Raw genomic sequence first — 20,455 nt, 5'->3', positions numbered from 1 at the left:
GTCGCGGCAAGCCGGCGCGGCCTGCGTTCCGGGCAATCTGCTAGACCGACAGCGTGCGGCCGCCGTCCACGTGGATGACCTGGCCGGTGACATACGGCGCGTCGCGCAGCAGCCACAGCACCGCGCCGGCGACATCGTCGGGGGTGCCGGCACGCTGCAGCGGGGTGCGCGCCAGCATCGCCTGCTGATCGACGTACGCCTTGCCGTCGCTGGGCCACAGCACCGCTCCCGGGGCCACGCCATTCACCCGCACCTCGGGCGCCAGCTCCAGGGCCAGCGAACGGGTCATCGCCCCGAGGGCGGCCTTGGCCATGCAGTAGATCGGGTGCTCGGCCAGCGGCCGCTCGGCATAGATGTCGAGCAGGTTGACGATGCCGCCGCGCGCCTCGCGCAGCGCCGGGATCGCCGCCTGGCTGAGGAAGAACGGCGCCTGCGCATTGGAGGCGAACAGCTCGTTCCACTGCTGCGGGGTCGCCGTCCCCAGCGGCGTGGGGTAGAACGCCGAGGCGTTGTTGATCAGAGCATCGAGCCGGCCGTAATGCGACAGCAGTTGCCCGAGCATGGCGGGCAGCGCGTCGATGTCGGCCAGTTCGGCCTGCAGTAGCAGGGTGCTGCCGCTGCGCTGGCGTTCCAGTTCCTGTGCCAGCGCGCGGGCGTCATCGGCGGAACGGCGGTAATGCAGCGCCAGATCGTAGCCCGCCGCGTGCAGGGTGCGCGCAATCACCGCGCCGACCCGGCGACCGGCACCGGTGATCAGCGCGACGGGTCGATCGTGACGTGACTTCATGGGGCGGGTTCCGCGGCGATCCAGCGGGAAGCTTGCCGCAAAGGCTCCGGTGCGTCACCCCATGGTGCGTGCCGGGGCGAGTTCACGAGGCCGCTTTCGGCGCGTGCGGCGTCGGGTCGACTGTGCCGGGGGTGGCCTCCTCGGCGGCCGGCATCGCCCGGTCGGTCGGCGTATCCGCCATCGCGATCCCGCCTTCGAACATCGCGATCGCGGTGTCGGCGACCTGGCCGGTGTCGTAATACGCATAGGCGCCGACTCCGAGTGCACCGATCACCGGCAGCCAGCGCGAGACGCCCTTGCTCAGCGTGCGCCGGGTGAGCTTGACACCCACCTGTTTCGCCACCCGCTGGGCCACGCCGTAGGACATCCGCTGGAATATCAGGCGGTCGCCCATGCGCACCACCAGATCGCGGAACGCCTGCGCGGCGGTATGCCGGAACAGGCACCACATCATCTGCTCGCGTCCCAGCATGGCGTGGCGACCGTAGGCCGCGGCGATGTCGCTGACCATCTGGCCCTGGATCTTCCAGATCGTGATCAGCTCCGGCAGCAGCGTCAGCCAGCCCAGCGGCCCCGGCGGCAGCGCCAGCGAGCCGGCGGTGAGCGCGGCGCGCCGGGCCGCGCGGTGGGCCAGCCGCCGTGCTTCGCTGGCGGGATTCCCGCTGCCGGTGACCTTGCTGTCCGGCACCTCGCTGACGAAATCGAGGATCGCCGCGGTGATCCGGCCATGTTCGAGCGGCATGATGACGGCGGGTAGCTGCTGGCTGGACTGGGTCATGCATGGCTCCGGGTGGCGAGCGTACGCCGGGCGCGTTGGGGATCCCTGCAGTCTAGGGGAGCTGCGTGAAGCGGGACTCAATGAGGTGCCCGGTGCGTGCACGGTCACGGTTCGCCGGCGGGCATGACTTCTGGCCGAGGCCGCGGAGACACTGTAAATGTAATGTTATAACATTACATTACAAACTCTCCTCCGCCCTGCTGGAATCACCATGAAGCCTTCCTTGATAGCACTCGGTCTGGCCGTAGCCCTGGGCACGAGCCCTGTCCACGCCGCCGATCCGTCCCTCGAAATGAACGCGCCGACAGCCGGGGGAGGACGGCCCGCCCCGGTGCAGCAGCTGGGAGCGGTTTCGGTATCGGCCGCGCTGGATCAGGCGCGCAATGCGCTATCGCCGGAAACCGGCAGCAGCCAGTACGTGATCGACCAGAAAGCGATCGGCCAGCTGGCGCTGGGCGCGGCCACGCCGATGAACCAGGTGCTGCTGCAGGCACCCGGCGTGGTGCAGGACTCCTATGGCGGCCTGCATGTGCGCGGCGATCACGCCAACCTGCAATACCGCATCGATGGCGTGATCATTCCCGAATCCATCGGCGGCTTCGGCCAGAGCCTGGACGCACGCACGATCCAGCGCGTGAAGCTGCTCGACGGCGCGCTGCCGGCACAATACGGCCTGCGTACGGCGGCGGTAGTCGACATCAGCACCAGGAGCGGCAGTTCGCTGGGCAACGGCGGCAGTGTGGGCATCACCGGGGGTTCGAACGGCACGCTCAATCCGAACGCGTCGGTCTGGGGCAGCGACGATCGCTGGAGCTGGTTCCTCACCGGCAACACCATGGAAAACGATGCGGGCATCGAGAATCCGACCGCCAGCCGCAAGCCGATCCATGACCGCACCCATCAGGCGAAGGGTTTCGGCGACATCAGCTACCTGATCGACGACGATACCCGCCTCAGCCTGCTGTTCGGCGTCGCCAACAACCGTTTCCAGATTCCAGACAACCCGGGGCAGACGCCACAATTCGGCTATCTCGACACGGTCGACTTCAACTCGGCTGATCTCAACGAGCAGCAGCGTGAGAACACCCGTTTCGGCGTGCTGGCACTGCAAGGCAAGATGGGCGCAACCGACTACCAGGTGTCGCTCGGCCAGCGCTACAGCAGTCTCGAATACACGCCGGACCGGATCGGTGAGCTGATGTTCAACGGGGTCGCCTCGGCGGTCTCCCGCAGCAACCGGGCCAGTACCTTGCAGGCGGATCTTTCCACCCCGCTGAGCAGCAACCACACACTGCGTTACGGTGTTTACGGCAGCTTCGAGCGGGCCGTCAGCGGCAACGATGCGTGGGTGTTCCCGGCCGATGCCGGCGGCAACCAGGTCAGTACCACGCCGATCAACATCCTCGACAGCAGCCGACTCACCGCGAGGACCTGGTCGGCCTACGTGCAGGACGAATGGAGCATCGGCGAGAACTGGACGCTCAATTACGGCCTGCGTGGCGACCGCTACCAGCTGGCACGCACCGAGAGTCAGCTCAGTCCGCGCCTGGGCCTGGTCTGGCAGGCGACGGCAAGCACGGTGGTGCATGGCGGCTATTCGCGCTACTTCACGCCACCGGCCACCGAGATGATCGCCAGTTCGAACATCGCCAGGTTCGACGGCACCACCAACGCGGTACCCGACCATGGCAACAACACGCCGCTGGCCGAGCGTTCGGACTATTTCGACGTCGGTGTTTCGCAGAACGTCGGGCAAGCCTGGACGCTGGGCGTGGACGCCTACTACCGCAAGGTGCGGCGCCTGCAGGACGAAGGTCAGTTCGGCTCGGCGCTGGTCTACTCCACCTTCAACTACGCGAAGGGCCGCGTAAAAGGACTGGAGTTGACTGCAAACTATGCGCGGGGCCCGCTGACGGCGTACGTCAATGCGTCGCTGGGCAAGGCGATCGGCGAGCGCATCATCACCAGCCAGTACAACTTCGCACCGGACGATCTGGCCTACGTCCAGGATCACTACATTTTCCTCGACCACGACCAGAAGCTGACCTCGTCCGGCGGCGTCAACTACGCGCTGAATGACCGCACCCGGGTCGGCGCCGACTACCTGTTCGGCAGCGGACTGCGCAAGGACGGTGCGGTACCGAACGGTGCCTCGTTGCCGGCGTACTTCCAGCTGAATCTCAACGTGTCGCACGACTTCGCGTTCGAGCGCTCAGACAAGCTGCATGCCCAACTGGCCGTCCTCAACGCGCTGGATCGCACGTACGAGTTGCGCGATGGCAGCGGCATCGGCGTCGGCGCGCCGCAATACGGCCCGCGACGCGGCGTGTACCTGAGTCTGCAGAAGGACTTCTGATGCGGCCCGGCGCCCACTCCTTCCATGGGAGAGGGCGCCGATCACCTGCCCGAAGCACCCCATCCGCTATGCTTGCCGCGCTTTTTTCACCGACGGCATGACCGATGCGATCCAGCTTTCCCGAACCGAGCGCCGACGAGCGTGTGCACTCCGACCGGTTGCTGCAACTGCTGCGCGAGCTGATCGCCACGCAGGGGCCGTTGCCGTTCTCGCAGTACATGGAGCGCTGCCTGTACGCGCCGGGACTGGGCTATTACAGCGCCGGGCGCACCAAGTTCGGCGCCGCCGGCGATTTCGTCACCGCGCCGGAACTGGGCGAGCTGTTTGCCCGCTGCGTGGTTCGTGCGTTGCAGCCCACCCTGGCGGCGCTGGGCGACGAAGCGGATTTTCTGGAAATCGGCGGCGGCAGCGGTGCCTTCGCCGAGACCGCGCTGCAGGCCCTCGCCGCCGGCGGCACGCTGCCGCGGCAATATCTGATCCTGGAACCCAGCGCGGATCTGCGCGAACGCCAGCGCGAACGCCTGCGTGCGAACCTGCCATCCGGACTCAATGCACGCGTGCGCTGGCTGGATCGCCCGCCCGAGCAGGACTGGCACGGCGTGCTGTTCGCCAACGAGGTGATCGACGCATTGCCGGCGACCCGTTTCGCGATGCGCGATGGCGAGGTCTACGAGGAATACGTCGCGCAGGACGACGAAGGACGGCTGGTCCGGGTGGATCGCCCGGCCGACGCGCTGGTGGCGGGTGCCGTGCGCCATGTCGAGCGGGACCTGGGTAGCGAGTTCGCCGACGGCTACCGATCGGAAATCCTGCCGCAGCTGCCGTACTGGATCCAGGCCGTGGCCGGTTCGCTCAGTGCCGGCGTGATGCTGTTCATCGACTACGGCTACGTGCGCCGCGAGTTCTACCTGCCGGAGCGCGACGACGGCACCCTGATGGCGCACTACCGCCACCACGCGCACAACGATCCGCTGTACCTGCCGGGTCTGAACGACCTCACCGCCTCGGTCGATTTCACCGCGCTGGCCGAAGCCGGCAACAGCGCCGGCTTCGCCGTGGCAGCGTACCTGCCGCAGGCGCAGTTCCTGATCGGCGCCGGCCTGCAGGAGGTATTTGCCCAGGCGCAGGCTCAGGCGACCGATGAGCATGGCGGCTATCGGCTGGCCCAGCAGGTGAAGAAACTGATGCTGCCCGAGCAGATGGGCGAGCGATTCCAGGCCATGCTGCTGGCGCGTGGCCTGGATACGCTGGCGCTGCCGGCCGAACTGCTCGCCGCCGACCAGGGCGGCCGGCTGTAGACCGGAACTCCCCGACGCCGCCTATGGCCGCGTCGGGGGTAGATCAATGCACGCCCGGAGAGCTGCTGGCGCTTGCCGGCAGCGCCGCCGACGTTGCCGGCGCGGGGGCCGAGCTGGCGGCTGCCGGCAGCGGTTGCACCGGGGTCGAGTCTTCCGCCCGGTGTACCAGCTGGCCGTGCTTGAACAGCTCGCTCACCACCTGGTAGTAGGCCACGGCGTCATCGACCAGGCCCTCGTTCACCGGGGTGACCGGCGTCGCATCACCGGTGGCGTAATCGGGCTTGAACTGCTCCAGCTTGCGCTGCGGCTCGAGGATGCTGAGGACATCGTTCTGCAGGTAGCCGAGCTTCTCGTAGGTGCCGGGAAACGCGTGCTCGCGTGCGGGCGGCAGCTGGAACAAGTCGTGGCCGAAGAAGCGCGTGCGGTAGCTGAAGTTGAGCATGCCCAGCAGGGTTGGCGGGATGTCCAGCTGGCCCATCAGCCGCTCCACTCTTTCGGGCTTGAAGTTCGCCGGCGAGTAGATCCACAGCGGGATGTGGTAGCGGTTGATCGGCAGGCTGGTCTTGCCGGCGCTGGAGGCGCAATGGTCGGCGGTGATCACGAACACCGTGTTGTCGAAATACGCTTTCGTGCGCGCGCGGCGGATGAAGTCCTGGATCGACCAGTCGGTGTAGGCCACCGCGCCCGCCCGCGTGTGGTTGGGCTGTTTCACCCGGTTATCGGGGAAGGTGTACGGCCGATGGTTGGAGGTGGTCATGATGTGCAGGAAGAACGGCCTTCCCTCGGCGTGGATCTGGTCCATCTGGCCCAGCGCCAGCGTGTACAGATCCTCGTCGGCCACGCCCCAGACGTTCTCGCCGTGGATCGTGGCGGTCTTCGGGATGTCGCGCCGGTCCACTGCACGGTAACCGTTGTTGGCGAAGAAATAGTTCATGTTGTCGAACTGGCCGTAGCCACCGTAGACGAAGTCCGACCGGTAGCCGCGATCGTTGAAGATATCGGCCAGCGAGAACAGCTTCTCGTTGTGCTGTTCGCGGATCAGCGAATCGCCCGGCGTGGGCGGTACCGACAGCGCCAGCGCCTCCAGTCCGCGCACCGTGCGCGTGCCGTTGGCGTAGAGGTTGTCGAAGAACACGCTCTTGTCGACCAGCGAATCGAGATACGGGGTGAGGTGCTCCTTGTTGCCGAAGGTGCCGAGGTAGTCGCCGGACAGGCTCTCGACGCTGATCAGCACCACGTTGAGGCGCTTCTCCGGGCCGGTGTGGCGGATCTCGCGGGTGAGATCGCGTGGATCGCTGCTGATGAAGGTGGCGTCCGGCGTATTCAGCAGCTGGCGCAGCCGCGCATAGGCCTGCTCGTCGGGCAGGGTGCGATAGAACTTCGCGTAGTCCAGATGGGAACTGCGGAATGCCGCGAAGAACTGATAGATGCCGTTGCCGGCCAGTTCGTTGACGTAGTTGTTGTGGGTACGGTCCTTCATGCCGCCGTTGACCGCGGCCACCGAGATGATCGTCAGCACCAGCCACAGCAGCACCACCTTGCCGCGCTGCCACAGCCGGCTGCCGTCGTCGCGCGCGCGCAGGCCACGCTTGCCGACGGCAAAGATCACCAGGGCCAGGAGGACCAGCAGGGCCAGCCATTTGCCGATCGGATACGACTGCTGGATGTTGCCGATCACTTCGGTGGTGTAGACCAGGTAATCCACCGCGATGAAATTGAAGCGCACGCTGAACTCGTTCCAGAACACCAGTTCGGATGCCGCCACGAACAGCAGGCCGTACAGCAGCAGCAGGCCGAAGCCGTACAGCACCCACTGGCCCACGCGCGAGGTGTAAGTGAACGCAGCCAGCGGCAGAATGAACAGGAACGGCAGGATCGCCGGCCAGGTGACCTTGAGGCTGGCGTGGTACTTCAGGTGCAGCGCGCCCACGCAGAGCACGCAGGCCAGGACCACGCCGAACGCGTACACCAGCCAGCGCAGCAGCGGTGACAGTGCGCCGGACCGCGTCGGTACCAGCCACAGGAACAGCACCATCGGCCATGCCACGTAGATGAAGGTGACCAGGTCATAGCCCAGGCCCACACCGAATGCGTACAGCAGGTTCAGCGGGGTGTGCGCGACCTCGCGGCCGGACATCAGCAGCAGCACCACCCGGGTGGCGAACGAGATCGACAGGAAGGTGATCGCCAGCCATGCCAGCGGACGAAAACGCTGACGCAGGGGGGAGGTCGGGGTGAAGGCGCTCGACACGGGTAACTCCAGCAAAACAATTGAGATCGACGGTTGCCCGCGACAGGCGGGACGGACCGGGCTTTATACCGTGGATCAGCTTGGGGGATGTTTAGTTTTCAGCGAACCGATGGCCGCGATCCGGGCGATTTCCATCGCCTTGCCGATCGCCGGGCCGGCCAGTCCCTGCACCACAAAGCCCGCCGCATCGACCGCCGCGGCCGCCGCGCGGGCTTCGCGCAGGTAACTCGCCTGCGGGTAGGCGTCGTGCTCGTGGCCGCGCCGGCCACGCTTGTCCGCTTCGCAGGCGGCGAGGAAGGCATCCAGTCGTGCGGGGCGGCGCAGCGCATCCAGCGCGGTCAGCAACTTCAGCAGCGTGGCCGGTTTCAGCTCGAACGCGCGATGCGCGTTCAGGTGCTCGCGGCAGACCAGCTCGGCCAGTGCAGCGTGTTCGGTCGGCACCTTCAACCGCGCGGCGAGTGCACGCAGCGGCGCGACGCCGCGATGCTCGTGCCCGATGTGCCGCGGCAGCTCGTCGACCGGCGTCAGTGCCTTGCCGAGGTCGTGCACCAGCGCGCAGAAGCCGACCAGGTCGTCGCCCGGCGCGATCCGTGCGGCCGCATCCAGCACCAGTTCCAGATGCACGCCGGTGTCGATCTCCGGATGAAACTCGGCGCGTTGCGGTACCCCATACAGGGCGTCGATCTCGGGATACAGCACGGCCAGCGCGCCGCAGTCGCGCAGCACGCGCAGGAACGCCGATGGCTGCGCCTCGCCCAGCGCCTTGCGCGTTTCCGCCCAGACCCGTTCCGGCACCAGATGATCCACTTCGCCATCGCGCACCATCTGCCGCATCAGCGCCATCGTCTCGGCAGCCACGCCGAAGCCCAGAGGAGCGAACCGCGCGGCGAACCGTGCCACCCGCAGCACCCGTACCGGGTCCTCGACGAAAGCCGGTGACACGTGCCGCAACACGCGCGCCTCGATGTCGCGCACGCCGTGATATGGATCGGTCAGCACGCCGTGGGCGTCTTCGGCGATCGCGTTGATGGTGAGGTCGCGCCGGGCCAGATCCTGTTCCAGTGTCACCGTGGCGTCGGCCTGGAACACGAAGCCGTGATAGCCGCGCCCGGTCTTGCGCTCGGTGCGTGCCAGCGCATATTCCTCGCCCGTACGCGGATGCAGGAACACCGGGAAGTCCTTGCCCACCGGCCGGTAGCCCAGTGCCAGCATCTCCTCCGGCAGCGCGCCGACCACCACGTGGTCGTGATCGACGATCGGCCGCCCCAGCAATTTGTCACGGACCGCGCCGCCAACCAGATAGATGTGCATACGCGGATTCTGCCACGCGCACCGCCACAGCTGTGGGCGAAGCGATGGCAATCAGGCCGGTCGACAACGTGCTTTATGCCGCCAGCACGCTCACGTAAGCTGATGTTCGGACACTGGCGGGCAGGTGAGATTTTCGATCATGGCGGCAAAACAGCCTCATCCGCTGATGCAGGATCGTGCCGCGGGCTTGTCGCCGATAGCGGCAGGCCTGCTGCGAACGGCGACCGTTGCGCTGGACAGGCTGGACCCGAAAACGGCCGAAGTGGCGCTGACCAGCGTGCTTGCGCTGGAACCGGACTGCGCCGAGGCATTGCGGATGCAGGGTGTGGTATTGCATCTGCGCGGCGACTACGCGGAGGCGGTGACGCTGCTGCGGCGGGCGCATGCGTTGGCGCCGGATGACGCGATGGTCCAGATGAATCTGGCGACCGCGCTGTATGCCGATGGTGAATTCGCCACCGCCGTACCCTACCTGCAACGGGCCTGCGCGCTCGCGCCCGATTTCGCACCGGCGTGGTTCAACCTGGGCAAGGTCTACATGCTGCAGGGGCGTCCCGCCGGGGCAATCACCGCACTGCATCGTGCACTGGATGTGGACCCGGATCACGTCCCGGCGCGGGTCCTGCTGGCGCAGGCGGAAACCGCGCTGGGCATGGTGACGCAGGCCAGTGCGAACTATCGCGAAGTGCTGCGCTGCGAGCCGGGGCAGCCGATTGCCTGGGGCGGGCTGGCCGATCTCGATGCCGAGCGCTTGAGCAAGGAGGATGTCGTGCAATTGCGCAAGGCCTTGCACAAGCCCGGTGCGACCCACCCGGTGCGCGTCGCTCTCGGCTTCGCGCTGGTCAAGGCGCTGGAGGACCAGTCCGACTATGACGGCGCTTTTCGCGCGCTGTACAAAGCCAATTCACTGCAACATCGGCAGTTGAACTGGAGTCCCGCGAAGGCCAGTGCTCAGGTGGACGCCCTCATCGGTGCGTTCGCCACGCCCCCGCACGGCGCGTCGGATCCGACGCAGGGCGAGCAGGTGATCTTCGTCGTGGCGCTGCCGCAGTCCGGCTCGGTACTGACCGAACAGGTCCTGGCGGCGCATCCGCAGATGGCCGCCGCCGGCGACCTGACCGACCTGCAGCAGGTCATCAACGACGAGTCGGTGCGTCAGGGGCGACCCTTGCGGCAGTGGGCGAAGACGGCGACGGCGGCGGACTGGTCGCGGCTGGGGCGGGACTACCTTGCGCGCACCGAGTGCTGGCGCCGGCGCAAGCCCTGCTTCATCGATCGCAGCCTGCACAACTGGCGACTGGTGGGTGCGGCGCTGGCGATGCTGCCGGGGGCGCGGGTAGTGAACAGCCGGCGCGACGCGTTCGAAAACTGTTTCGCCTGTTACCGCCAGCTGTTCGCCAGCGGCTACGAGTTCACCTACGACCTCGATCACATGGTCAGCTACTGGCGCGATTACGATCGGCTCAGCCGTCACTGGCAGCGGCTGTTCCCGACGCGCTTCACCGACCATGGCTACGAGGCGTGGCAGGCCGATCCGGAAGGTCAGGTGCGCCGCCTGCTCGACTTTTGCGGGCTGGCCTTCGCCCCGGCCTGCGTGGAATTCCATCGAAAGCAGGACGCCAGCGCCGGCAGCATGTCCCCCGGCCAGCTGCTGCGGCGGGACAGCGAGCGCGCCGCCTTGTACGGGAAAAACCTGGACCGGCTGCGCGCGTTGCTGAGTTCCGGCGATACGGTTAGCTGAACCTGCCGGGGGTCAGCGCCGCAGCGAACGGGCCTGGTCCAGCCGGCGTTGTCGTGGCGAGGCATTGAGCAGGGCCGGCAACCATGCGGTGAACGGTTGCGGCACGATGCCGAGTGCCGCGTAGCCGTCGATCTTGCCGACCGAGTCGGTGCGCAGCGAGCGGAAATTGTCGAGCGAAAAAGGTTTGCCCGGCAGCAGTTCGGCGCATTGCGCCTGCAGCCGGCCCAGGCCGTCGGGCAGCGCCAGGATCGGCGTGCGCAGACCGGCGCCGTCGCGGATCTTGCGCACGATCTCGCCCAGGGTGAATACCTCGGGGCCATAGAGTTCGAAGCTGTGCCGCCGGCCTGCCGGGTGGCCCGCGACGCAGCGAGCGATCGCCTCGGCCACGTCGCCGACCCAGGTCGGTGCCATCCGAGCCTTGGCGCGCGCCAGCGGCAGCAGCGGCATGCGCCGCAGCAGCGCGGCGAATCGGCTGACCAGGCCATCGCCGGGGCCGAAGATCACGCTGGGCTGGTAGATCGTCCAGTCCAGCGTCGAGGCCTTGACCAGCGCGTCGGCCTCACCGCGCGTCTTCAGGTAATGCGACAGGCCCTGGCCCGCCTTGAGCGAGCTCATCTGGTGCAGGCGCCCGACACCACTGGCCTGGCAGGCGGCGATCAGGCGACGGGTCAATTCCACGTGCGCCCGCTGAAAGGTGTGGCGACCGTGGGGGTTGAGGATGCCGACCAGGTTGATCACCGCGTCGGCACCGGCGAGCTGGCGGCGCAGGACCTCGTCGTCATAGATGTCCGCGCTGCGCACGCTCACTTCGGGCAATACACCGAGCTCGCGGTGTTGTTCGCGATTGCGACTGAGCAGCACGATGCGGTGCCCGTCGGCGGCCAGTCGCGGCACCAGATGGCTGCCGACGAAGCCGGTGCCGCCGAGTATGACGAGTTGCTGTGCGGCCATGTGAATCCATCCTGGGCGAAACAAGAGTTTACGGTGATGCGCCGACCGTGCTGGAAGCCGTTGCCGGCGCGGCCACCGGACAGCTGATCGGGCGCCGCACGGTCGTCGCGTCTGGCAGTCCATACGGCTGGCCGATCGCGCCCATGCGAACATCCAGCGGGACTGCCGCGCCGTGCAGGCGCCAATCGTAGATCACGCTGAATGCCATCACCCGCGCCACGTATTCGCGGGTTTCCTTGAACGGGATGGTGGCCACGAACAGGTCCGGTGCCAGCGTGCCGCGAGCTGCCAGCCATTGGTCGACCCGGTTCGGACCGGCGTTGTAGGCGGCGCTGGCGAGCCACGGCGAACCGTCGAAACGCGCGGCCAGTTGCGCCAGGTAACGCGTGCCCAGCGCGATGTTGACCGTCGGGTCGTACAGCGTGTCGCCGCCGCCCCAGTTCAGGCCGTTGCTTTTGGCCACCAGTTCGCCGGTGTCGGGCAATAGCTGCATCAGGCCGCGGGCATCGGCACCGGAATGGGCATCGCTCATCCAGGCACTCTCCGCGCGCAGGATGCCGTAGGCCCAGGCCGGTTCGATGCCGGCCTGGCGGGCTTGCGGCACCAGGCCGTCCTGGCTGGCCAGCGGGAAGCGCAGGTCGTACAACTGCAACGCGTTGCCGCTGCTCAGGGTGAATACGGCACGGTCGTACCAGCCGCGCCGGTTGGCGAGATCGGCGGCGATGCGCAGGGTGACTTCATCGGCCCCGTGCAGGGCCCGTGTCCATTCGCGCCGCGCCAGTTCGGGCAGGTCGACCGCGTACAGTTCGAACGCGCGCAACAGTCCGGGGTTGGCCAGCAATGCCTGCTCGCGTTGCGGGTCGTCGGCCAGGGTCAGCGGGCAGATCGCATAGGGCTGATCGAGCCGATCGGCGGCGAGGAATCCGAAAAAGGTGGCATTCCCGGCCTGCTCGCGGAACAGCTGCCGGGCATCACCGCTGCGGCCCAGCGCGGCCAGCGCGCGGGCGCGGAAATACTGCCATTCGCCGTCCTGCTGCTGGCTGGCCGGCATGGCGTCGATGCCGGCCAGCACCGCGCTCCAGTTCTGTCGCGCCAGCGCTACCCGTACCCGCCATTCCCGGGTGGCGTCGGTTTGCGCTGCCGCCGGCAGTGCGATCAGTCGGGCCAGTGCGTGGTCATCGAAATCGGTGGCATGGAACAGCGCCAGTGCCTGCAGGACCCGGTCGCGTTGCTGTTCGTTGAAGCTGAGGTGCGCCCGCAGCTGCTGCCACGCCGCATCGGCGTTGTCGGCCTGTCGGCGGGCCATCCGTACCAGTGCCAGCGTGGCCGCTTGCCGGGCTCGCCGGGTGTCCGGCCAGCTGGTGGCCGTCGCCAGCGCGGTGGCCGGGTCGCTCAAAGCCAATGCCAGCCGCTTGGCGTCAATGCCGTCGGCGGCCGGCAGCCAGTCGGCCAGGCTGGCAATGGTGCCGGCCTGGCCGGCGTCGGCGGCGCGATCGATGCGCATCCACAGGCGGTCACGGGTCAGCAGGCCCTGATCATGCGCGGCGGCGAGTACCGGATCGCAGGCATCGGGCAGGCTCGGCCTGGCCCACAGCGCGGCCAGGTCCTTGTCGAAATCCAGGCGCTCGCCGTTTGCCAGTCGTGCCTGCAGCGCATCGCAGCTCAGCGCGTCGCCCAGCCCGGGCCGGTAGATCGCCAGGAAATCGCTCCAGTCCTGCCGCCGCGCCAGTTCCAGCAGGAAGGCACGACGAAGATCGGCTGCGGGAATCCAGTCGGGGTATTGCGTGAGATACGACTCCACCGTGGCGCGGTCGATCTGCTGGATGTCGTGCTCCAGCGCGGCTTCCTGCAGATACGGATACAGCGGATAGTCGCGCAGTCCGGTGGCCAGCGCCTGCCAGGCGCTGCCGCCCTGGCGTGCGGCCGCATAGGCCTGCTTGAACGCCGCCCGCCGGGCGTCGTCGGGCTGGGCGGCGTGCGCGCCGGTACCGCCCAGCAGCCAGCCGCCGACCAGCAGCAGACAGGTCAACCAGACGCGCCGTGGTGGGCCACAGACAAACATGAAAGCTCCTGCATGGGGTACGCCGGGCAGTGTAGTGGATGGCTCCGGCCAGCTTGTGGAGATACGGTGAGGGTGTGGGGTGCCCTGTTAAGCTGGCACGCTGATTCCTCAGCATTCACGGTACCGGCATGTCGTCAACACCTGCGCCCGATTTTCGTCGTGAGGGGTGGGCGTGGCTGATGTTGATCGCCTGCGCGCTGGCCGGCGCGTACTGGTGGTGGTCGGTGGGCCGGCCGGTGGCCTTGCCGGATGCGCCCTCGGCACGGATCGCCTGCGTGTCGTATGCACCATTCCGCTACGCGGGCGAGACGCCGCTGGACGCGAACGCGTTCATCAGTCCCGAACGCATCGAGCAGGATCTGCGCGTGCTGTCGCAGCGTTTCGATTGCGTGCGCACGTACTCGCAGGGGCAGGGTCTGAGCGCGGTACCGGAGATTGCCGCGCGCCACGGCATGAAGGTCTTGCTGGGTATCTGGCTGGGTGGCGACCGCGAGGCCAACGCCCGCCAGATCCAGCTCGGCATCGCCACCGCGCAGCGCTACCCGCAGGTGTTGCGCGGCGTGATCGTCGGCAACGAGGTGCTGCTGCGCGGCGATCTGTCGGCGAAGGAACTGGCCGGCTACCTGCACACGGTGCGTTCGGCGGTGAGCGTACCGGTGAGCTATGCCGACGTGTGGGAGTTCTGGCTGCGCCATCCCGAACTGGCCGATTCGGTCGATTACCTGACCATCCACATCCTGCCGTACTGGGAGGACACGCCGGTGTCGCCGCAACGCGCGGTGCAGCATGTAGCCACGGTGTATGCCCGGGTGCAGAAGGCGTTTCCCGGCAGGCGCGTGATGATCGGTGAAACCGGCTGGCCCAGTGCCGGCCGGCCACGCCAGGCGGCCAGCGCCGGGGTGGTCAACGAGGCACGCTACCTGCGCGAGTTCCTGCGCTATGCCGCCACGGTGAACATGCCCTACAACGTGATCGAGGCATTCGACCAGCCGTGGAAGCGTGCGCAGGAAGGCACGGCCGGCGGCTACTGGGGCATCTTCGATGCCCATGCGCGCCCGAAGTTTTCGATGCAGGGACCGGTGACCGAGGAGCCGCGCTGGTGGGCCGGCTGGCTGGCCGGCCTGGCGGTGGCCGGGCTGTTCGTGCTGGTCGGCGCCCGGCGGCGGCGCTGGATCGGCTGGCGCGGCTGGGCCGCACTGGGCCTGGCCGGTGTGGCCAGTGGCTGTGCGCTGGCGTGGCAGTTCCGGCAGATGCTGTTCGCCTGCCGCGATCGGTGGGAATGGACGGTGTCCGCCGTCGCCTGTGTCCTGGCGTTGCTGACGGCAGGGCTGCTGGCGCGCTGGATCGCGGCGCGGCTGGGCGGCCGGATGCCGCTCGCCGGGTGGCTGCCCCGGTTGCGCCTGGGCTGGCTGTTCGCGCTGGCCTTTTACGGATTGCTGCTGGTATTCGACGGCCGCTACCGGGATTTTCCGCTGGGCCTGTTCATGCTGCCCTGCGCCGGCTATGCCCTGGCCGGCTGGTTGTCCGACCGGGGCAAGGTGCCGATGCCGCCGCTGGAGGAGCGCTTCCTGGCGCTGTGGCTGCCTCCGCTCGCCGCGATCGTGGTGGTTCAGGAGGCGGGCCTCACGCCGGTGGCGTGGCTATGGCTGGGAATGAACCTGCTGCTGGCCTTGCCGGTGCTGTTCGACTGGCGCCATGCGGGCGTTCGCCTGTGCGCGCAGCAGGCGTAGGCAACCGACCAGCCAGGCCAGCGCCCCGCTCTCGACGCAATACAGCTGCAAGGCGAAGACCCCCAGGGCAGCCGCCAGCCAGGCCAGCCACAGCCGCCTCGACAGCAAGGACATGGCGGCGGCGACCAGCGCGGCGATACCGTAGACGTTGTGCAGGAAACCCAGCACCAGCCCCTGTCGCCAGGTGCACCACCATGGACTGCGGATGGCGGCGCATTGCTGCCCGATCGTGCTGGATTCGATCAACCCGTAACGCAGTGCGGCGGCCACGGCACCGATCGCCAGCAGCAGCAGCCAGGGCAGCGCCATGCGCCCTATCCGCATCGTCATCCGCATCGTCATCCGCGGCGATTCCGCAACGGCTTGCCGCCGACATGCGCCGGCAGCCGGATTTCCGCCGCCAGCGGCAGATGATCGGAGAATGCCTGCGGCAACGCCCACATCTTGTCCAGCTGGATGGCCGGCGAGGTGAGGATGTGATCCAGCGCCTTGCGCGGCTTCCAGCTGGGAAAGGTCAGGGTCGGCTGGGTCGGCGGCTGCAGGTTGCACTTGGCGAACAGGTGACGCATCTCCGCGCTGTGCGGTTCGGTATTGAGGTCGCCCATCAGCACCGCATGCGGAAAGTCCTGCAACAGTTCGGCGATGAAACCGAGCTGACGGGCACGTGCGGGGGCGCTCAGCGACAGGTGCGCGATCATCACCGCCAGCGCGCTGTCGCCTTCGCCGAACTGCGCCAGCAGGGCGCCGCGGCCGGGGATCCGGCTGGGCAGCGGGTAATCCAGCACCGAATGCGGTTCCAGCCGGCTGATCAGGCCATTCGCCGAGTGCGCCAGCTTGGCCATCGGCCGATTTGGCTGATGGCTCCAGAATGGCATGCCGGCGGTTTCGGCGAGATAACGGGTCTGGTTGAGAAAGCCCGAACGCAGGCTGCCGGCATCGGCTTCCTGCAGGCCGATCAGGTCGAACTGCGGCAGCACCTCGGCGAGTCGGTCGAGGTTGTCCATCTTGCTGCGACCGGGCAGCACCGCGCTGATGCTGCGGGTGACGTACTCGCTGTAGCGCTGCACGCTGCCGCCGGCCAGGATGTTGCAGCTCAGCAGGCGCAGGTGGCGCTCGGCGGGGACGGCTTGGGGATTCGCGGCGCGGGTCATCGCAACACACTGCAGGGGAAAGGGATGCTGGCGCTCACGGGCATGCGCCGCACACTACCGCCAGCATGATCCCGCGGATGTGAACGGCGCGCCAGCCGCCAGGCCGGCAACGCCGCGGCTGCCGGGCGAGCTACTTGCCGGCCAGTTCGCGCTTGGCCAGCCACAGCGCCACCGCGGCCATCTCGTCATGCGAATGGACGGTCGTCACCCGGTACTTGCCGTCGATCACGAGGGTCGGCGTGCCGTCGACCTGCCATTTGCGGATCAGGTCGAGGTCGCGCTTCAACTTCGCGGTCGTCTCGGCGGATGTGGCGATGCGCATGAATTCGGCGCGATCGACGCCTTCCCGGGCGTAGAAATCGGCCAGCTCGTCCATCGAGTTGATCGGATAGTGCTGGGAGAACTTCGCGACGAACAATTCCAGGTGGGTGCGGTCGACCACGCCCATCTGCTGGGCCGCGTAGTAGGCACGTGCAAACGGCAGCCACTCCGCACTGAATGGCGCCGGCATCAGTTTGAACTGCACCCCTGCCGGCAGCTGCTTGCGCAGCTTCTCGGCGACCGGCGCGAACTGCGCGCAGTGGATGCAGCCGTAGGAAAACACCTCGACGACTTCCACCTTGCCTGCGCTGCTGTAGCGCTGGTGCGGACCGGGCAGGGTGACGTACTCGGTGCCCTCGGTATACGGTGCCGGCGCACTGGGTTGTGCGGTGCAGGCGCTGGCCAGCAGCAAACTGCCGAGCAGGGTGAGTACGTGCAGACGGGCGAATCGCTTGAACATGGGGCTTTCTCTTCGCAGGGCGGGCACGAGGCCACCGGGTGGGGCAGATTGACCGAACCGGCTTACTTGCCGGCCGCTTCCTTGGCCACCAGCCACTGGGTCAGCTCGATCGTCTGCGCATAGCTGCCGGCCGAGGTGGTGTCCAGCCGGTACTTGCCGTCGACGATGATGGTCGGCGTGCCGGTTACCCCGTAAGCCTTGATCAGGTCATCGGCGCGTTTCATCCGGGTGTTGACCGTGAACGAGTTCGCGATGCCGACGAATTCCTTGGGATCGGCGCCGTACTTGGCGTAGAACCTGGCGATGTCGTCGATCGTCGGCCACGCTTCCTTCGGCTTCAGTCCGCTGCCCTTGAGGTCGTAAGTGGACAACTCGCCGCTCTTCCAGACCGCGTCGAACATCGCATCCTGGGTCTTGTCGACCAGACCCAGCACCTGCGCCGCGTAGAACGCACGCTGGTACACCGGCCAGTTCTCGTCCGGGCGGAACGAGGCCGGCAGGTAGTTCATCACCGCGCCTGCCGGCAGGCTCTTGGCGATCCGGTCCACGGTGGAGTGGAACGCATTGCACGCCGGGCAGCCGTAGGAGAACACCTCGGTCACCTCGATCTTGCCGGGATGGCTGGTCGGCTGGGCCGGATCGATCACGAAATAGTTCTTGCCCGCGACCCATTTGCCATCGTCGACGAATGGCGCGGCGGTCACCGCCGGCGCCGCACTGGCGGCCGGAGCGGTTGCCACGCTGGCGGCTACCGCGGCGGCGGCTGTCGTGGTGGTGCTGGCCGGTGCCACGCTGCCGCTCGCCGCGGGAGCGGCGGCGGTACTGGCAGCGCTCGGTGTGGCCGGCTTGGCGCCGCCGGTGTCGCTGTCATGGCTGCAGGCGGCAAGGGCGAGCAGGGCGGCACACAGGATCGGCAGACGCTTCAACATGACGGACCTCGAATCGATGGGACGTAAAACCGACAGCGCCGACCAGATGGCCGGCGCGCGGTTGATGGTCAGGGCGTGGCGGCGACCGGCTGCGGGTCGGCGCTGTGCAGGCCCTCGACGTAGCTGGCCAGCGCGGCAATGTCGGCGGAGTCCAGCTTCTTCGCGATCGCCGGCATGATCTGCGCGTGGGCGTCGTCGCCCCAGGTCGTGCCGTCGTGCCAGGCCTTCAGCGTGGCCTGGACGTATTGCGCGTGCTGACTGGTCAGTTGCGGGTACATCGCCCCCGGATTGCCGCGACCGTCGATGCTGTGGCAAGCCATGCAGGCGGGAATGCCGCGCGTGGCATCGCCCTCGCGGAACAGCGTCTGGCCGCGCTCGACCAGCGCCTGGTCGGCGACCCCGGGCAGCGGCGTCTTGCTGGAAAAGTAGGCGGCGACATCGCGCATGTCCTGGCTGGACAACGTGGAGGCCATGCCCATCATGATCGGATTCTGGCGCTTGCCGGATTTGAAGCTGGTCAGCTGGCGGACGATGTACTGCTCGTTCTGGCCGGCCAGTTTCGGATATTGCGCGTCACTGGAATTGCCATCCATGCCGTGGCAGGCGCCGCAGACCGCGGCCCTGGCCTGTCCCGCGGTGGCATCACCGGGCTTGACTGCCGCTTCGGCTGCCACAGCGGCGGGTGCAGCACTGGCCGCATTCGCCGGGCCGGCCACGGTGGCAGCCGCTGCCGGAGCATCGGTCTTCGGCTGGGCTTCCTGTGCCATCAGTGCACTGGTGGACAGTGCAAACGCGAGGGCTATGGCGGACCCGAGAACAGCGGGCCGAAAACCAGCGGACCGAAAACTCATACACTTGACTCCCGAGAGACTTGCTAAGACTGCCAATGACGGCAGCCACGACGGCTGCAGCAGGCAGAAACCCCAGAATTATCACGTGCCACTCTACCCTGGTCAAACCATTCCCATGTCGAATCCCCTGCAAGGCGCGCAGTTTGTGCTTGCCGCCCACCGCATCAGCCAGTTGCCCGCCGATCAGGGTGCCGAGGTGGCGTTCGCCGGTCGCTCCAATGCCGGCAAGTCCAGCGCGCTGAATGCGCTGACCAATCACAAGGGGCTGGCGCGAACCTCCAAGACGCCCGGGCGCACCCAGCAGATGGTGGCGTTCAGCCTGCCGCCGCCGACTCAGGTCGACGGCGAGCCGCCGCTGGACATCCGCCTGATCGACCTGCCCGGTTACGGTTACGCCAAGGTGCCGCTGGAGATGCGCGAGCACTGGAAGCTGGAGATCGACGCCTACCTGCACCAGCGCCGCAGCCTGCGCGGGCTGGTGCTGATCGTCGATATCCGCCATCCGCTGAAGGAATTCGATCGCCTGATGCTGGAGTTCTGCTTCGCCACCCAGTTGCCGTGTCACCTGCTGCTGACCAAGGCCGACAAGCTCTCGCGCGGCCAGGCGACCCAGGCGCTGGCGGCCTTGCGCAAGCAGTTCGCGGCCGAGGGCCTGCACGCCACCGCCCAGATATTCTCCTCCTCGGCCGGCACCGGCGTGGACGAGGCGCGGCAGGCGGTGATGAGCCTGCTGCGGCAGCCGCGCGAAGGGGCCCATCAGGGGCACGAACGCTGAATGTTTCCGTGGGAGCGACTTCAGTCGCGATGCTCTTGACCGGTGATCAGTAGAGGCATCGCGACTGAAGTCGCTCCCACAAATCGAACCGGGTCAGCCGCGCACGGCTTCCATGAACACCGCGCACAGCGCCTGCATGCCGGCGCGGTCGTCTTCGTCGAAACGGTCGATGACCGGGCTGTCGACGTCCCACACGCCCAGCAGCGAACCGTCGGAGGTGACCAGCGGCACCACGATCTCCGATTGCGAGGCGGCGTCACAGGCGATGTGGCCTTCGAACGCGTTGACGTCGCGCACCAGCTGGGTCTCGCGGCTCTGCGCGGCGGTGCCGCAGACCCCACGACCCAGCGCGATGCGGATGCAGGCGGGCTTGCCCTGGAACGGGCCGACCACCAGCTCGTTGCCGTCGAACAGGTAGAAGCCGGCCCAGTTGAGCTCGGGCAGGCTGTGGTAGACCAGCGCGCTGAAATTCGCCGCGTTCGCGATCAGGTCGGGCTCGCCGGCGAGCAGGCCGCGGGCCTGCTGCATCAGGTCGTCGTAGTGCTCGCGCTTGCTGGCGTAGGTTGTCGATTTGACTTCGAACATGGTGTGGGACCCGGGGAACAAGCTGCATATTATGCGTCGGCGCCGGGCGGCCCGGTCGATCTGACGTGCCGGGGCGATCGCTGCAGACCGTTGCCGCCCGCTATGGCGTGATGGTTTG

At 67.5% G+C, this 20,455-nt stretch carries 17 protein-coding genes; 5 read left to right on the top strand and 12 right to left on the bottom strand.

Features of this window, described 5'->3' with window-relative positions; all coding sequences use genetic code 11:
- Positions 1-40: 40 nt before the first annotated feature.
- Both ACFPPA_RS16785 and ACFPPA_RS16780 read right to left on the bottom strand, forming a co-directional pair.
- Positions 41-787, bottom strand: a complete 747-nt coding sequence (locus ACFPPA_RS16785) for a pteridine reductase (protein ID WP_377321997.1) — start codon at positions 785-787, stop codon at positions 41-43.
- 82 nt (positions 788-869) lie between these two features.
- Positions 870-1,565 carry a hypothetical protein gene (locus ACFPPA_RS16780; RefSeq protein WP_377321995.1) on the bottom strand — a complete coding sequence of 232 codons (696 nt, stop codon included), beginning with the start codon at positions 1,563-1,565 and terminating at the stop codon, positions 870-872.
- Between the two features lie 211 nt (positions 1,566-1,776).
- Between ACFPPA_RS16780 and ACFPPA_RS16775 the strand changes: the two genes are divergently transcribed.
- Positions 1,777-3,921 (top strand): TonB-dependent receptor, encoded by a 2,145-nt coding sequence (locus tag ACFPPA_RS16775; protein ID WP_377321993.1) that lies wholly within the window; start codon positions 1,777-1,779, stop codon positions 3,919-3,921.
- Between the two features lie 104 nt (positions 3,922-4,025).
- Positions 4,026-5,219: a class I SAM-dependent methyltransferase gene (locus ACFPPA_RS16770; protein ID WP_377321991.1), complete on the top strand. Its 1,194-nt coding sequence runs from the start codon at positions 4,026-4,028 to the stop codon at positions 5,217-5,219.
- Positions 5,220-5,262: 43 nt separating this feature from the next.
- On the opposite strand, the gene ACFPPA_RS16765 is transcribed toward ACFPPA_RS16770, so the two are convergent.
- Entirely contained in the window at positions 5,263-7,470 is a 2,208-nt protein-coding gene (locus tag ACFPPA_RS16765; protein WP_377321989.1) for an LTA synthase family protein, read from the bottom strand.
- A 75-nt stretch (positions 7,471-7,545) separates the two neighbouring features.
- Positions 7,546-8,781 carry a multifunctional CCA addition/repair protein gene (locus ACFPPA_RS16760; RefSeq protein ID WP_377321987.1) on the bottom strand — a complete coding sequence of 412 codons (1,236 nt, stop codon included), beginning with the start codon at positions 8,779-8,781 and terminating at the stop codon, positions 7,546-7,548.
- A gap of 139 nt (positions 8,782-8,920) precedes the next feature.
- On the opposite strand from ACFPPA_RS16760, the gene ACFPPA_RS16755 reads away from it, so the two are divergent.
- The gene (locus ACFPPA_RS16755) at positions 8,921-10,522 is read left to right on the top strand and encodes a tetratricopeptide repeat-containing sulfotransferase family protein (protein WP_377321985.1); all 1,602 of its coding nucleotides are present in this window, start codon (positions 8,921-8,923) and stop codon (positions 10,520-10,522) included.
- Positions 10,523-10,534: 12 nt separating this feature from the next.
- Here the strand turns inward: ACFPPA_RS16755 and ACFPPA_RS16750 are convergent, their stop codons facing one another.
- A complete protein-coding gene (locus ACFPPA_RS16750) occupies positions 10,535-11,473 on the bottom strand; it encodes a complex I NDUFA9 subunit family protein (protein ID WP_377321983.1) in 939 nt (312 codons plus the stop codon).
- 28 nt (positions 11,474-11,501) lie between these two features.
- A complete protein-coding gene (locus ACFPPA_RS16745) occupies positions 11,502-13,535 on the bottom strand; it encodes a transglycosylase SLT domain-containing protein (RefSeq protein ID WP_377321982.1) in 2,034 nt (677 codons plus the stop codon).
- A gap of 128 nt (positions 13,536-13,663) precedes the next feature.
- Between ACFPPA_RS16745 and ACFPPA_RS16740 the strand changes: the two genes are divergently transcribed.
- Entirely contained in the window at positions 13,664-15,265 is a 1,602-nt protein-coding gene (locus ACFPPA_RS16740) for a glycoside hydrolase family 17 protein (protein ID WP_377321980.1), read from the top strand.
- Here ACFPPA_RS16740 and ACFPPA_RS16735 read toward each other — a convergent pair.
- The 5 genes from ACFPPA_RS16735 to ACFPPA_RS16715 all read right to left on the bottom strand — a co-directional run bounded on the left by ACFPPA_RS16735 (position 15,176) and on the right by ACFPPA_RS16715 (position 18,893).
- Positions 15,176-15,574: a hypothetical protein gene (locus ACFPPA_RS16735; protein ID WP_377321978.1), complete on the bottom strand. Its 399-nt coding sequence runs from the start codon at positions 15,572-15,574 to the stop codon at positions 15,176-15,178. The genes ACFPPA_RS16740 and ACFPPA_RS16735 overlap by 90 nt on opposite strands.
- A 29-nt stretch (positions 15,575-15,603) precedes the next feature.
- A complete protein-coding gene (locus ACFPPA_RS16730; RefSeq protein WP_377321977.1) occupies positions 15,604-16,416 on the bottom strand; it encodes an endonuclease/exonuclease/phosphatase family protein in 813 nt (270 codons plus the stop codon).
- A gap of 130 nt (positions 16,417-16,546) precedes the next feature.
- A complete protein-coding gene (locus ACFPPA_RS16725; protein ID WP_377321976.1) occupies positions 16,547-17,197 on the bottom strand; it encodes a thiol:disulfide interchange protein DsbA/DsbL in 651 nt (216 codons plus the stop codon).
- Positions 17,198-17,259: 62 nt separating this feature from the next.
- The gene (locus tag ACFPPA_RS16720) at positions 17,260-18,126 is read right to left on the bottom strand and encodes a thiol:disulfide interchange protein DsbA/DsbL (protein WP_377321975.1); all 867 of its coding nucleotides are present in this window, start codon (positions 18,124-18,126) and stop codon (positions 17,260-17,262) included.
- A 68-nt stretch (positions 18,127-18,194) separates the two neighbouring features.
- Complete coding sequence (locus ACFPPA_RS16715) at positions 18,195-18,893, bottom strand: c-type cytochrome (RefSeq protein WP_377321974.1); 699 nt, start codon at positions 18,891-18,893, stop codon at positions 18,195-18,197.
- Positions 18,894-19,092: 199 nt separating this feature from the next.
- Between ACFPPA_RS16715 and yihA the strand changes: the two genes are divergently transcribed.
- Complete coding sequence (gene yihA / locus ACFPPA_RS16710) at positions 19,093-19,752, top strand: ribosome biogenesis GTP-binding protein YihA/YsxC (protein ID WP_377321972.1); 660 nt, start codon at positions 19,093-19,095, stop codon at positions 19,750-19,752.
- A 93-nt stretch (positions 19,753-19,845) separates the two neighbouring features.
- Here the strand turns inward: yihA and ACFPPA_RS16705 are convergent, their stop codons facing one another.
- Complete coding sequence (locus ACFPPA_RS16705) at positions 19,846-20,337, bottom strand: GAF domain-containing protein (protein ID WP_377321970.1); 492 nt, start codon at positions 20,335-20,337, stop codon at positions 19,846-19,848.
- Positions 20,338-20,455 lie beyond the last annotated feature (118 nt).

This window comes from Rhodanobacter ginsengisoli, from assembly GCF_042657065.1.
GTDB lineage: Bacteria > Pseudomonadota > Gammaproteobacteria > Xanthomonadales > Rhodanobacteraceae > Rhodanobacter > Rhodanobacter ginsengisoli.
Note: the sequence above shows the minus strand (reverse complement) of the source record. Positions and strands in the feature narration are given on the sequence as shown.